Source organism: Kitasatospora sp. NPDC034023 (genome assembly GCF_055575795.1).
Genome location: NZ_JBVIRY010000004.1, coordinates 370,495 through 384,111 on the forward strand (window position 1 = coordinate 370,495; position 13,617 = coordinate 384,111).

Consider the following 13,617-nt stretch of genomic DNA (forward strand, 5'->3'; position numbering starts at 1 on the left):
GACACGGGCCCGCCGGTCGGACCGGAGCCGCCGGTCGGGGCGGGCCCGGCCCGTACGGCGGCTCAGCCCTCGAAGTCCCGGGCCGCCGACAGCTCGTACGCACGGTCCGGCTCGCTGAGCGCGGCCAGCACCTCGAAGCGCCGGTGCCACTGTCCGACCGACCAGGCGAGGCCGGCCGCGAGGCCCTCCGGGGTGGCGGCGTGCAGCAGGCCCGGCACCGGCGGGACCTCGAACTCGTCGTCCTCGTCCTCGGCCTCGGCCAGCTCCGGGTCGTACGGCGGCTCCGGGGCGTCCGCCCCGGGGTCCCACCGCCAGTCCACCGCGGCCTCGTCGCCGTCCGGCCCGACGACCAGCAGCTCCTCGTGCTCCTCGTACGCGACCGGGCAGCCGGGCAGCAGCTCGCGCACCACGGCCGGGACCCGGTGCAGCACGCCCTCGGAGAGCACCCGGCCGCCGGCCACCTCGCTGGCCAGCGACACGTGCAGCCGCTCGGCGAGGTCGGCCGCGAGCGCCGGGGCGACCGGCAGCAGCGGGTGGGAGTGCAGCAGCTGGACCAGGTCGGGGGCGTCCGCGACGACCGCCTCGGTGGCGTCCACCACCACGGTGTGGGCGGGCCGCCGCCCGGTGGCCGGGTCCAGTGGCGGCAGCGCCCGCACCACGTCCAGCGGTTCGATCCGCTCGCGCTCCACCCGGGCCAACGCACTGTGCAGGCCGTGCAGTTGGCGGTGGGCGACCTCGACAGCCGGATCGGTCATCCGGTCCAGCACCTCGTCCGGCCCGTGCGGCTCGGCGAGCAGCGCGGTCAGCGTGGTGCGCACCCCGAGCGCGTGCAGGAACTGGTCGTCCAGGGTGGTGCGCGCCTCGTCGTAGAGGCCGCGCAGCAGCGGGTCGGCCCCGGCGGCGCGCAGCCCGGCGGGCTCGCGGCCCGCCAGCACCGGGTGGTCGCGCAGCCACCACGCGGTGTACGGCGGCAGGTCGGCGTACGAGCCGTCCGGCAGCAGGGTGCGCACCGGGTTGACCACGGCGTCCCGGTACGGCGGGCGGGCCAGCGCGGCGAGCGCCTCGGGCCAGGCGTCGTCGTCCACCAGGTCGAGGTCGCGTACGGCCAGCAGCTCGGCGGCCACCGGCGGGACGCCGATCGCCTCGTCGGCCTGCAGGGCCTCCAGGGCGTCCTCGGCCCAGTCGGCGAGCCCGTCCGGTGCCTCGTCCACCAGGCCGGTGGGGTGGCCGCCGGCCGCCCGGTCGGCGGGGACGGTGGGGTCGAGCCGCTCCAGGTCGTCCGGGTCGAGCACCACGTCCTCGGCGCGCACCAGGACGAAGTCCGCCAGGACGCCGACGGCCGCGAGCACCTCGGGCCCCCAGCGCTCCAGCAGGTCGTCGTCCACCCAGCCGGCGTCCTCCTCGCGCGCCAGCGCGGCGAACGGGCTGCCGGGCAGCACGAGTTCGCCCGCGCGGGCGGGCTCGCCCTCGTCGTCGAGCAGCGCCAGCCGGGCCAGCCACGGGTGGTCGCCCGGCTCCGGGGCGGCGGCCTTCACCAACGCCAGGACGGCGTCGGCGAGTTCGAGCGCGGTGTCCAGGTCGTCCTCGGCCACCTCGTAGGAGCGGGCGACGGCGGCCCGCACCTCGGGGGTGTCCAGCACCCCGGCCGGGGTCGCGGTGCCCGCGCCGAGCTTGGCCAGCAGCGGGTGGGCGGCCTCGGGGTGGGCCAGGCGCAGGTCGAGCGCGGCGAGCGCGCCGGCCAGCGATTCGGGGTAGCCCGGGAAGGCCGCCCAGTCGGCGTCCTCCGAGGGCAGCAGGACGCGCCGCGGCCCGGTCACCGTCCGGCCGTCCGCGAGCGGTACGGGCAGCGCGCCGAGCGCCTCCGGGTCGGCCCCGCCGAGCGCCGCGTACAGGTTGCGCCACCAGCCGGGCTCGCGGTCCAGGCCGCCGAGCTGGTCCACCACGTCGGCCAGCGGCACCCGGCGCACGTTCAGCACCCGCAGCTCGGTGCGGCGCTCCAGGCCGGCCGGCAGCAGCCCGGGGAAGATCGGCGCGAGCGCCTCGACCACCGAGCCGTCCGCCCCCTCCAGCAGCGTCGCGTCCCGGGGCCGCAGCGCGGGCGTGCCCTCCTCGACCGGCGCCGGGTGCGGCAGGAACGGCGTGCCGGGCAGCCGGGACAGCACCGCCGCGCGCAGCGCGTTGTCCAGCGCGCCCTTGCCGAGCGGCCCGGGCACCAGGCCGAGCGAGCCGAGGTCGGCGCCGCGGGCGCGCAGCAGGTCGGCGTAGCTGTCGGCGGCACGCTCGGTGAGGAAGTCGGCCAGCGGGCCGGGCGCGACGTGCCGGCGGGTGGAGTCCAGCGGGTAGGAGGCGATCAGCAGCGCGGGCAGGCCGACCGGCTCGTCGCTGGGGGTCGGCGCGTGCAGCACGGACGCGATGCCGGGCTGCTGCGGGGCGCCGTCCACGCCGACCGGGACGGCCCAGGTCACCGTCCAGTACGGGCGGGCGCGCTCCTCGGTGGGCCGGTCGACCAGCAGCTCGGTGTCCAGGCGGCCGGAGGCGCCGGCGGTCTGCCAGACCGTCTGCCGCAGCCGCCCGCCCGCGTCGTCGGTGACGGTGACCTCGGTGACGCCGTCCGGGCGGGTCTCGGCGGCGGCCCGGGTGAGCGTCCGGGTGCCCTCCGGGGTCTCCACCACGACCTCGGCGAGGCCGGGCAGGGTGAGCAGCAGCGCGTCGTCGATCCCGGCCAGCAGCCGGCGGGTCAGGTCCTCGGCGGCGGCGTCCCGCATCGGCAGCACGACCACCGTGTCGTAGCCCTCGGGCGCCGGGCCCTCGGCCGCGAACGGCAGCCGCAGCAGCGGCACGTGGCCGTCCCGGCGGCGCAGCTCCTCGGTCAGCGCGGGCTGCGCCTCGGCGAGCGACCGGGCCTCGCCGAGCGACCAGCGCACCCCGCCGGTGGCGCCGAGCACGGCGGGCTCGTCGGTGACCGCGAGGACGGCGGCGAAGCCGACCCCGAACCGGCCGACGGCGGGCTGCTCACCGCGCTTGGAGGAGGCGCGCAGGGTGGACAGCGACTCGACGGCGGCCGCGTCCAGCGGGGCGCCGGTGTTGGCGGCGGCGAGCACGCCGTCGGCGAGGGTCAGCCGCAGCCGCCCGGGTCCGCGCCCGGCGCGGACCGCCGCGTCGGCCGCGTTCTGCGCCAACTCGACCACCAGGCGGTCCCGGTAGCCGCCGAGCGCGAGTTCCTCCTCGGCGTTGGCGTCCTCCCGGAAGCGGGCCGGCGAGGCGGCCCAGGCGTCCAGCACCCGCCGCCGCAGCGCGGCGCTCCCGAAGGCGTCCGCGAGGTGCTCGTCCGTGCTGCTGCCGATGATCCGAGGTTCCACTGGACCTGCCGCCTTCCGCCGCCCTGTACGTCGTAGGGCATTCTTCCCTGCCCCACTGACTGCTCCCGACCACGGCCCCGGCCGGGGCCTGCGGCACCCGCCCCGAATCGGCGCGGCCCGTTCGGGAAACACCACGGCCCGCCCCGGATCGTCGCCGGGGCGGGCCGTGGAGCACAGACCTCAGGAGTGGCCGAGCTCCTCGGCGGGGGCGTCGGGCTCGACGGAGCCGGAGGCGCGGTCGGGGTGGAGCTGCAGGGGCTCGACCACCAGCTCGTCCAGGATCAGCTCGGACGGCGCCGGCGGGGCCGGGATGACGGCCGCCTCGGAGTGCCCGCCGCAGCCGTACGCGAAGGAGACGACCTGGCCGTCGGCCGGCCCGAACTCGTTGCCGCACACACCGAAGGCCTGCCCGAGCGAGCCGCCGATCGGAATCAGGAAGCCGCAGCTCCCGCACGAGGCCGGGGCGGCCTGCGCCATCGGGGTCTGCGAGCCGTGGGTCTTCTCCCAGCGCTCGGCGGCCAGGTGCAGGCCGAGCCGGGAGAGCACCCGGCTGCGGCCCAGGCCGAGCTCCTCGGCGATGGCGTTGATCCGGGCGCGGGCCGGGGCCGGCTGGACGTGCGGGTCGGTGACGACCAGGTCCTCGTCGTCCACGAGGGCGGCGGCGGCGGAGTTCGGCGCGGGCTCGTCCTCGCCGGTCCAGCCGGGCTCCAGGCGCAGGTCGTCGGCACCGGTCGGCAGCAGGTCGCCGGGGCCCATGTCACCGGGGCGCAGCCGCTCGCTCCACGGCACCCACTGGGGGGCGAGGACGGCGTCCTGGCCGGGCAGCAGCACGACCTCGTCCAGGGTGACGTTCTTGGCGCGCGGGGCGCGGGCGACCGTGACCGCCCAGTGCCAGCCGCGGTACGCGGCGTCCCGGCACTCGAAGGTGTGGGTGACGACGCGCTCGGCGTCCGCCTGGACGTCAAGGTGCGGCCCGACGGCCGCCGCTCCGACGGCCTCCTCGGCTGCCTGGCGGGCGATTTCGACGGCCTCGGCACAGAGCCGGTCGGGGGTACGGCTTCGCATCGCAGCACTCACGGCGTCGATTCTCTCCCAGTTCTTCTGTCGCCAACGGCGTGTTGCCCATTCCGTCGCGGCTTGGTAGTCCCTCATCCATTCTGCGCGACCGGAGGCCCCCTCGGGTACCGACCGCGCCGCTCGACCGGCCTGCCGGCGCCCCGGCGTCCCGGCGGGCGGACTTTGGGCAGGCTACCCGCCGGTCGGCACCCCGGCACAGTCCGGGGCGGACGCGTGCGTTCCACGGGCACGGAACGGCCGCGCCGAGCGGAGTGCAATCCCGCGTCGGCGCGCCGGATCTGGGGCAGGATGGGCTTGTGGCGGACGACAACTCGTCGCAGCACGCAGTGCGCGCCTCGCAGGCCGGCAGCCCCGACCAGGCGGACGCCGTGCCGCGACGGCAGCCTCCGGTCCCCGGCTCGGGCGAACCGCAGCCGGCGGGCGGAACCGAGGCGTCCGCCGCCCCCGTGAGCCTGGTCAAGCCGGTCGGGGACCACGCACCGCCCGACGCCGTCGGCACACCCGACGCGCCTGCCACACCTGACGCACCCGGCAACGCGCCTGACGACGGCGTCCCCGAGCCGGACGGCGCCCGCGCCCGCCACCTCGCCGCCCTCGACGAGGTCCCGGAGGAGGAGGTCCCCGAGTCCCGCCGCCCCTTCCTGATCCGCACCGCCTCCGCCGTCGGCGCCCGCACCGGCAAGGTGGTGCACGGCACCGGCCGCCGGATCCGCCGGGCCACCTCCGCCGAGGGCGCGGGCGAGTCCGGCCTCGCCAAGCTGATCGAGCTGCACGCGCTCAATTCGTTCGGCGACATGCTGATCACCATCGCCCTGGCCTCCACCATCTTCTTCTCGGTGCCCACCGGCGAGGCCCGCGGCCGGGTGGCGCTCTACCTGCTGATCACGATGGCCCCGTTCGCCCTCCTGGCCCCGGTGATCGGCCCGCTGCTGGACCGTCTGCCACACGGCCGCCGGGCGGCCATGGCGATGGCGATGCTGGCCCGGGCGGTGCTGGCCTGGACGATGGCCGGGGTGATCTCCGGCGGCGGCCTCGCGCTCTACCCGGAGGCGCTCGGCGTGCTGGTGGCGTCCAAGGCCTACGGGGTGGTGCGCAGCGTCGTGGTGCCCCGGCTGCTGCCGAGCCGGCTGTCCCTGGTGAAGGCGAACTCCCGGGTCACCCTGGCCGGGCTGCTGGCCACCGGTGTGGCGGCCGGGGTGGGCGGGCTGCTGCACCTGATCGGCCCGGGCTGGCCACTGCGCGGTGCCTTCCTGGTGTTCGTGGTCGGCACCCTGATGGCCTTCCACCTGCCGCACGCCGTGGACTCGGCCAAGGGCGAGCAGCGCGCCGTGCTGCACGCCGAGGTGCACGGCGAGGGCTCGCACCTGATCCACCACAGGCCGCCGCCGGTCAAGGCCTCGCTGCGCACCGTCGGCCCGTCGGTGATCCTGGCGCTGCGGGCGATGTCGGCGATGAAGTGGCTGGTCGGCTTCCTGGTGATGTTCCTGGCCTTCCTGCTGCGGGAGGAGCCGATCGGCGGCCTGCAGCCGACGCTGGCGCTGGGCCTGGTGGCCCTGGCGGCGGGGACCGGCAACGCGCTCGGCTCGGTGTTCGGCTCCTGGCTGCGCACCCGCGGCCCGGAGGCGACGGTCACCGCGATGCTGCTGCTGGCGACCGGTGTGACGGCGGCGGCCGCGCTCTGGTACGGCGTGGTGACGGTGATTCTGGTCGCCGGCATCGCCGGGATGGCGGCCTCGCTGGGCAAGCTGGCGCTGGACGCGCTGATCCAGCGGGACGTCCCGGAGGCGGTGCGGACCTCGGCCTTCGCCCGTTCGGAGACCCTGATGCAGCTGTCCTGGGTGGCCGGCGGCGCGGTCGGCATCCTGATGCCGCTGAACGGGGAGCTGGGCCTGTCGGTCGCCGCCGCGGTGGTCGGCCTGGCGCTGCTGTGGACGCTGCGCTCGCTCTTCCGGGTGGGCCTGCGCCGGCACCCCGCGGCGCCCCGGGTGGCCTGACCGGGCGGTGCGGCAACACGCGGTGGCCGACCCCCGCGTAGCGTGATCGGCCAGGCCCGGTAGATTCTGACGCATGAGCCTCAATTCCCGTGCCATCGCCGCCCTCGGCGCCGTCGTCGTGGTCGGCGCCGCCACGGTGGGCACCTCCGTCGCCGTCGCCTCCAACCAGACCGAGCACATCTCGCACCGTGCCACCCTCACGGTCGGCAACTCCTCGATCGTCGCGGACCCGCTGTGCTGGAACGGCGGCAGCGCGATCACCGAGGACCTCCAGCAGGACTGCCAGGACAAGGCCACCAAGGCCCTGAAGGACGGCACCCTGCCCACCTCGGACGTGGTGGCGAGCGACCGGGTCGGCGTCGGTGTCTCCCCGAACGTGGCCAAGTCGGGCTGGTGGGCCTTCTCCAACGGCGGCTCGTCCAGCAGCGGCGGGCGCACCAGCCTGTCCGCGTACGCCAAGGGCCAGACCTGGACGGGTGCCCAGCCGGCGAACAAGGTGCTCAACGCCAGCGGCAAGACCCTGGTCACCGTGGTCGAGGGCGACCAGAACTCGGACAACCCGATCGCCGTCTGGTACTTCCAGCTGAAGACCCAGGACAGCTGACGGTCCCGCGATGACCGCGCAGGACGCCGGGAACGGCGAGCACGAGCAGTCGGGCCCCGCGCGGGCCCGGCTGCTCGTCGTCGTCGCGGTGGCCGCCGAGGCCGAGGCGGTGCTGCGCGGCCTGCCCGGCGGGGCCGCCGCCCTGCCGCTGCCCGGCGGCACCCTGCACCGGGCCGAGGGCGCGCCGGTGGACGTGCTGGCCGCCGGGGTCGGCCCGGCCGCCGCCGCGGCCGCCGCCTCCGCCGCGCTGGCCGCCCACCCGTACGCCCTGGCCGTTTCGGCCGGGATCGCGGGCGGCTTCGCGCCGCACGCCCCGGTCGGCGCCACGGTGGTGGCCGACGCCATCGTCGCCGCGGATCTCGGCGCCGAGACCCCCGAGGGCTTCGCCGACGTCACCGAGCTGGGCTTCGGCACCGTCCGGCACACCCCGCCCCCGGCCGTCGTCGCGCTCGTCGCGACCGCGCTGGCCGCCCCCGGCGCCGCCACCGGCCCGGGCCCGGTCATCGGCCCGGTGCTGACCGTCTCCACCGTCACCGGCAGCGCCGAGCGGGCCGCCGCGCTGGCCGCCCGCCACCCGGGCGCCGCCGCCGAGGCGATGGAGGGCTTCGGCGTGGCCGAGGCCGCCGCCCGGTACGGCGTACCGGCCCTCGAACTGCGCACCGTGTCCAATCCGGTGGGCCCGCGCGACCGGGCCGCGTGGCGGATCGGCGAGGCGCTGGCCGCCCTGGAGCGGGCCTTCGCCGCGCTGCCCGTCCACGAACTGGCCGCCGGCCACACAACGATCGAGGAGGCCGGCCGTGGCTGAACGGCTGAGCATCGCGTACTCGCCCTGCCCGAACGACACCTTCGTCTTCCATGCCTGGTCGCACGGCCTGGTGCCCGGGGCGGACGCCCCCGAGGTGACCTTCGCCGACATCGACATCACCAACGGCCTGGCCGAGCGCGGCGAGCTGGACGTCCTGAAGATCAGCTACGGCGCCCTGCCGTGGGTCCTGGACGAGTACACCCTGCTGCCCTGCGGCGGCGCGCTGGGGCGCGGCTGCGGCCCGCTGGTGCTCACCGTGCCGGGCGTGGAATCCCCCGCGGACCTCGCCGGGAAGACCGTCGCGGTGCCCTCCGAGCGCTCCACGGCGTACCTGCTGTTCCGGCTCTGGGCGGCGAAGGCGGTGCCGGGCGGCTTCGGCGAGATCGTCGTCCTGCCGTTCCACGAGATCATGCCCGCCGTCCGGGACGGCCGGGTGGACGCCGGCCTGGTGATCCACGAGGCCCGCTTCACCTACCGGCAGTACGGCCTGCACAGCCTGGCCGACATGGGCGAGGCCTGGGAGCAGGAGACCGGCCTGCCGATCCCGCTCGGCGCGATCGTCGCCAGGCGCTCGCTCGGCCCCGAGCGGCTGCGGGCGGTCGCCGAGGCGATCCGCGCCTCCGTCCGCCAGGCCTGGGCGGACCCGGAGGCGAGCCGCGCGTACGTGCTGGCGCACGCCCAGGAGATGGACCTGGACGTCGCGAAGCAGCACATCGGGCTGTACGTCACCGAGTTCACCGAGGACCTCGGCGAGGAGGGCTACGCGGCCGTCCGCGCACTGCTCACCCGGGCCGCCGCGGAGGGGCTGGTGCCCCCGCTCGACCCGGGTGCGCTCGCGTTCGGGTAGCGCTTCCCCGCACCGTCCTACACGTCGAACTGGTCGGCCACCGCGCGCAGCAGGCCGGCCAGCTTCTGACCGGTGGGCTTGGCGGGGTAGCGGCCGCGCTGGAGGCCCGGCAGCACCGCGTCCAGGGTGGTGATCAGGTCCTGGACGATCGGGGCCATGTCGTCCGCGCTGCGGCGCTGGGAGACGGCCACCGAGGGCAGCGCGTCCAGCAGCTGCACGGCCATCGCCTGATCGCCGCGGTGCCCGGCGACCACGCCGAACTCGACCCGCTGACCCGGCTTCAGCACGGTGACACCGGCGGGCAGTGCTTTGGTGTGGACGAAGACGTCGCCGCCGTCGTCGCGCGACAGGAAGCCGAAGCCCTTCGTCTCGTTGAACCACTTGACCTGGCCGGTGGGCATCTCGAACAGTCCTCGAATGGGTGTGAGGGATCCCGGCCCTGGCCGGGGATCACTGGGTGGTGGGAAAGCCGCGGGCGACCTCGGCTCGGCGCCCGCAGGCGCTCATGGTCAGCTCGCTGTCAGGAGCAGACTAACGGTCCGTGACTGCCTCATCCGCGTTCCGCGAAGGATCCGCGTTCCGAGGCCCGCTCGGGGCGGTCGGGGCGCGGGGTTCTCGGGCCCACGGGCAACCCGGTACTGGCACGGCCGGGTCGCGTCTCGGCGCTGTCCATCGGCTCACACCCCCGGGTCTGAGGACACGGGGCGCACCTGCAGCGCCCCTCGGCACCCCCTGCATACCCCCGCCCAGCAGGGATCAAAACGTTGAGCTGCCGGGAAACTGCGCAACGTGACGGAGCCGCTCCGATGGGCGGCCCCGACGGCGGCTCTGCCAGACTGGGGTCGGTCCGGCCCCGCCCCGAGGAGTGAGCAGACGTGAGCAGCCAGAGCGCCGATCCCGGCGACGTGTACGTCAAGGCCGGGGCGATCGTCTTCGGTCTCGGCGCACTCGCCACCCTGGTCACCTTCGTCCCGCTGTTCCTGCACCTGACGCCGCTGCCGACGGCCGCGTACTGGCTGAGCATGCTGATGCCGGCGGGGTTCCTGGCCGCGCTGACCGGGCTGCTCCTGAACGCGCGCGCCCAGCGCCGCCGGGTCGGGCCCTGACCGGACCAGGTCCGGCCCGGGAAGCGCCCTGACCGGCCCAAGCCGGTTCCCAGGCGGGTCCTAGCCGGCCAGGTGGCGGGTGAGCCAGTCCGGGAACGCCGTGAGGTCCGCCAGCACCACGTCCGCGCCCGCCTCGCGCAGCTCGTCCGCGCCGTACGGGCCGGTGGGCACACAGACCGCGACGGCGCCCGCGTGCCGGGCGCCCCGGATGTCGCCGAGGTGGTCGCCGACGTAGATGCTCGCGCCGTGCTCGCGCAGCGCCTCGCCCTTGGTCTCCGCCCACAGGTCGCCGATCAGCACGTCCGCCGCCATGGCGGCGTGCTCCAGGTGGAGGCGGGCGTTCGGCTCGTACTTGCCGGTGATCACGGCGACCCGGCCGCCGTGGGCGCGGACCGCCTCGACGGCGGCGTGTGCGCCGGGCAGGGCCACGGTCGGGGCGAAGGCGTGGTCGCGGTAGAGCTCGCGGTAGCGCGTCACGGCCCGCTCCACCTCCTCCTCCGGGAACCAGTTGCGGATCTCGTCCAGCAGCGGCGGGCCGATCCGGGTGACCACCAGGTCGGCGTCGATCGGGGTTCCGGTCTCGGCGGAGAGCGCCAGATAGGTGGCGCGGATACCCGGTCGGGTGTCCAGCAGCGTCATGTCGAGGTCGAAGCCGACGGTGAGCGGGGCCTGTGAGGTCGCGGGCATGCCGCCAGGCTATCCAACGCGCAGCCCGCTCCACGAGGCGATTTGCCCCGGCTTCGCGGCGGAACTTAGGTTTACCTGAGTTGTCTGCGGAGAGGGCCCATGACCGACGACACCACCGCACCGCCCAGCCCACCCGGCCCGCCCGGCACGCCCGGCACGCCCGGCACGCCGTACCGCGCGCCTCGGCGCCGATTACCGTGGCTCGCCGCCGCACTGGCCGTGCTGGCCGCCGCGGTGCTGCTGAGCCTCGCGGTCGGCAGCCGCACCGTCCCGTTCGGCGAGACCCTCGACGCCCTGCTGCACGGCGGCAGCACCGCCGACGCCGTGGTGATCCGCGAGCTGCGGGTGCCGCGCACGGTGGTCGGCCTGGCCGTCGGCGCCGCGCTCGGCCTGGCCGGGGCCGTCATGCAGGGCCTGACCCGCAACCCGATCGCCGACCCCGGGATCCTCGGCGTCTCCCAGGGCGCGGCGGCCGGCGTGGTGGTCGCCATCTCCGGCTTCGGCATCTCCACCCTCACCGGGTACGTCTGGTTCGGCTTCGCGGGCGCGGTGATCGCCACCGTGCTGGTCTACGGCCTCGCCGGACGCGGCCGGGGCGGGGCGACGCCGATCAAGCTGGCGCTGGCCGGCTCGGCGATGTCCGCCTTCATCGCCTCGCTCATCGCCCTGGTGCTGACCACGGACGCGGCCACCATGGACCGGTTCCGCTTCTGGCACGTCGGCTCGCTCTCCGGACGGACCTCGGACGTGGCCTGGCAGTTGCTGCCGTTCCTGGCGGTCGGCACCGTCCTGGTCGTCGCGGTGGCGCGCGGACTGGACGCGCTGGCGCTCGGCGACGACACGGCGAAGGGGCTGGGCGCGAAGACCGGCCTGGCCCGGGCGGTCGGCGCCCTCGGCGCGACCGTCCTGACCGGTTCGGCGGTCGCGGCGGCCGGCCCGATCGCCTTCGTCGGCCTCGCCGTCCCGCACGCGGCCCGCGCCGTCGCCGGTGCCGACCACCGCTGGATCCTCGCCTTCTCCGCGGTCCTCGGCCCGGCCCTCCTGCTGCTCGCCGACACCCTCGGCCGGGTCCTGTTCCCGCCGTCCGAGGTCCCGGCGGGCGTGATGACGGCCCTGGTCGGCGTCCCGGTGCTGGTGGCCCTGGTCCGCCGCCGGAAGGTGGTCGCCGCGTGAACACCCTCTCCTCCGGCGGGAGCGGCCTTTCGCTGCGCGGCTACTCCGTGGTGCGGGCCGGGCGGGCTTCCCTCCTGCTGCACCGGCGCTCGGCGTTCGTCGCGACCGGGTTGCTGGTGGCCCTCGCCGGGACGGTGGTGGCCTCGCTGTGCCTCGGCGAGTCCACCGTGTCGCCGGCCGAGGTGGTGAAGGTGGTGCTCGGGCAGCCGAGCCCGGACGAACTGGTGGTCGGCGAGTTCCGGCTGCCCCGGGTGGTGGTCGGACTGCTGGTCGGCACGGCGCTCGGCCTGGCCGGGGCGCTGATCCAGACCGTCGCCCGCAATCCGCTGGCCAGCCCCGACGTGGTGGGCGTGACCTGGGGCGCGACCTCGACCGTGGTCGGCCTGATGGCGTACGGGGTGGTGGGCTCGACCGGCGAGGCGCCGTACGCGGCGGTGGCCGGCGGGCTGGTCGCCGGGCTGCTGGTGTACGCGCTGGCCTGGCGGCGCGGGCTGCACGCGCAGCGCTTCGTGCTGATCGGCATCGGGATCAGCGTCGCCCTGTCCTCGCTCACCTCCGTCTTCCTCACCAAGGGCGACGGCTTCCAGGCGCAGGCCGCGAAGGTCTGGATGACGGGCAGCCTGAACGGCTCCGGCTACGAGCAGGCCGGCCGGCTCGCCTGGGTGCTGCTCGCCGCCGTCCCGGTCGCGCTGTGGGCGGCCCGCGCCCAGCGGTCGATCTCCTTCGACGACGCGACCGCCGTGGGCCTGGGCCTGCGGCTGGACCGGATCCGGCTGGGCATGGCGCTGTTGGGCATCGTGCTGGCCTCCTGCGCGGCCGGGGCCGCCGGGCCGGTGGACTTCGTCGCGCTGATGGCACCGCAGATCGCGCTGCGGCTGGCCCGCTCGGCGCAGGTCCCGCTGTTCTGCTCGGCGCTGACCGGCGCGCTGGTGGTCGTCCTCGCCGACCTGATCGCCCGGCGGCTGCTGGCGCCGACCGAGCTGCCGGTGGGCGTGGTGACCGGCATGGTCGGCGCGCCGTACCTGATGTGGCTGCTGATCCGATCCCGCCGTGGAGGTTCCTGATGTCCGCCCACCAGCCGTCCGCTCACCGTCTGGAGGCCCGGGGCCTCACCCTGGCCTACGAGGCGCGCACGGTCGTCGAGGGCCTGGACATCCGCGTCCCCGACGGGCGGGTGACGGTGATCGTCGGCCCGAACGCCTGCGGCAAGTCGACCCTGCTGCGGGCCCTCGGGCGGCTGCTGAAGCCGGTCCGGGGCGCCGTGCTGCTGGACGGCGAGGAGCTGGCGCGGATCCCGACCAAGCGGATCGCCCAGCGGCTCGGCCTGCTGCCGCAGTCGCCGACCGCCCCGGAGGGCATCTCGGTGGCCGACCTGGTCTCGCGCGGCCGCCAGCCGCACCAGAGCTGGTGGCAGCAGTGGTCGCCGGAGGACGAGGCGGCGGTCTCGGAGGCGCTGGAGCGCACCTCCACCGCGGAACTCGCCGAGCGCAGCATGGACGAGCTGTCGGGCGGCCAGCGCCAGCGCGCCTGGATCGCGATGGCGCTCGCCCAGGGCACCGACATCCTGCTGCTGGACGAGCCGACCACCTACCTGGACATCGCGCACCAGGTGGAGGTGCTGGACCTGGTCCGCCGGCTGAACGTCGAGCGCGGGCGGACGGTCGTCGCCGTGCTGCACGACCTCAACCAGGCCGCCCGCTACGCCGATCATCTGGTGGCGATGCGGGACGGCCGGGTGGTGGCGCAGGGCGCGCCCGGGGAGGTGGTGACGGCGGAGCTGGTGCGGGAGGTGTTCGGGCTGGACTCGGTGGTGGTGCCGGATCCGGTGACGGGCACACCGCTGGTCGTTCCGGGCGCTCCGTGGGCCTCAACCACGGCGACGGCGGCGGTGGACGCCTGACGGCACGCTTAACGGCACTTCAGGTGCCATTTCGGACATAATCGACGGCACCCCGACTCCGCCGC

12 protein-coding genes are annotated in these 13,617 nt (G+C 75.9%); 8 read left to right on the forward strand and 4 right to left on the reverse strand.

Annotation, left to right across the window (positions count from 1 at the left end; translation table 11 throughout):
* Positions 1-62: 62 nt before the first annotated feature.
* Positions 63-3,359: a sacsin N-terminal ATP-binding-like domain-containing protein gene (locus tag ACZ52R_RS08795; RefSeq protein WP_465753221.1), complete on the reverse strand. Its 3,297-nt coding sequence runs from the start codon at positions 3,357-3,359 to the stop codon at positions 63-65.
* Positions 3,360-3,539: 180 nt separating this feature from the next.
* Positions 3,540-4,424 (reverse strand): DUF3027 domain-containing protein, encoded by an 885-nt coding sequence (locus tag ACZ52R_RS08800; protein ID WP_360494844.1) that lies wholly within the window; start codon positions 4,422-4,424, stop codon positions 3,540-3,542.
* A 653-nt stretch (positions 4,425-5,077) separates the two neighbouring features.
* Here ACZ52R_RS08800 and ACZ52R_RS08805 point away from each other — a divergent pair.
* From ACZ52R_RS08805 to ACZ52R_RS08820, 4 genes are all read left to right on the forward strand, one after another.
* On the forward strand, positions 5,078-6,430 hold the full coding sequence (locus ACZ52R_RS08805; protein WP_465664679.1) for an MFS transporter: 1,353 nt from the start codon (positions 5,078-5,080) through the stop codon (positions 6,428-6,430).
* Positions 6,431-6,503: 73 nt separating this feature from the next.
* Positions 6,504-7,034 carry a hypothetical protein gene (locus ACZ52R_RS08810; RefSeq protein WP_360494699.1) on the forward strand — a complete coding sequence of 177 codons (531 nt, stop codon included), beginning with the start codon at positions 6,504-6,506 and terminating at the stop codon, positions 7,032-7,034.
* Between the two features lie 10 nt (positions 7,035-7,044).
* Positions 7,045-7,839 (forward strand): futalosine hydrolase, encoded by a 795-nt coding sequence (locus ACZ52R_RS08815; protein WP_465753222.1) that lies wholly within the window; start codon positions 7,045-7,047, stop codon positions 7,837-7,839.
* Positions 7,832-8,686 (forward strand): 1,4-dihydroxy-6-naphthoate synthase, encoded by an 855-nt coding sequence (locus ACZ52R_RS08820; RefSeq protein WP_465616426.1) that lies wholly within the window; start codon positions 7,832-7,834, stop codon positions 8,684-8,686. The genes ACZ52R_RS08815 and ACZ52R_RS08820 overlap by 8 nt, the downstream gene beginning before the upstream one ends.
* 17 nt (positions 8,687-8,703) lie before the next feature.
* Here the strand turns inward: ACZ52R_RS08820 and ACZ52R_RS08825 are convergent, their stop codons facing one another.
* Positions 8,704-9,087, reverse strand: coding sequence for a cold-shock protein (locus ACZ52R_RS08825; RefSeq protein ID WP_360494708.1), 384 nt, complete (start codon positions 9,085-9,087; stop codon positions 8,704-8,706).
* 474 nt (positions 9,088-9,561) lie between these two features.
* Here ACZ52R_RS08825 and ACZ52R_RS08830 point away from each other — a divergent pair, with 474 nt between their 5' ends.
* Positions 9,562-9,792: a hypothetical protein gene (locus ACZ52R_RS08830; protein ID WP_360494711.1), complete on the forward strand. Its 231-nt coding sequence runs from the start codon at positions 9,562-9,564 to the stop codon at positions 9,790-9,792.
* A 60-nt stretch (positions 9,793-9,852) separates the two neighbouring features.
* Here ACZ52R_RS08830 and ACZ52R_RS08835 read toward each other — a convergent pair whose 3' ends face one another.
* Positions 9,853-10,479, reverse strand: a complete 627-nt coding sequence (locus ACZ52R_RS08835) for an HAD family hydrolase (protein ID WP_465616423.1) — start codon at positions 10,477-10,479, stop codon at positions 9,853-9,855.
* A gap of 99 nt (positions 10,480-10,578) precedes the next feature.
* On the opposite strand from ACZ52R_RS08835, the gene ACZ52R_RS08840 reads away from it, so the two are divergent.
* The 3 genes from ACZ52R_RS08840 to ACZ52R_RS08850 are packed head-to-tail and all read left to right on the forward strand — an operon-like array spanning position 10,579 to position 13,552.
* Entirely contained in the window at positions 10,579-11,652 is a 1,074-nt protein-coding gene (locus tag ACZ52R_RS08840; protein ID WP_465753223.1) for a FecCD family ABC transporter permease, read from the forward strand.
* Entirely contained in the window at positions 11,649-12,716 is a 1,068-nt protein-coding gene (locus ACZ52R_RS08845; protein ID WP_465753224.1) for a FecCD family ABC transporter permease, read from the forward strand. Before ACZ52R_RS08840 ends, ACZ52R_RS08845 begins: the two co-directional genes overlap by 4 nt.
* On the forward strand, positions 12,716-13,552 hold the full coding sequence (locus ACZ52R_RS08850) for an ABC transporter ATP-binding protein (protein ID WP_465616417.1): 837 nt from the start codon (positions 12,716-12,718) through the stop codon (positions 13,550-13,552). Before ACZ52R_RS08845 ends, ACZ52R_RS08850 begins: the two co-directional genes overlap by 1 nt.
* Positions 13,553-13,617 lie beyond the last annotated feature (65 nt).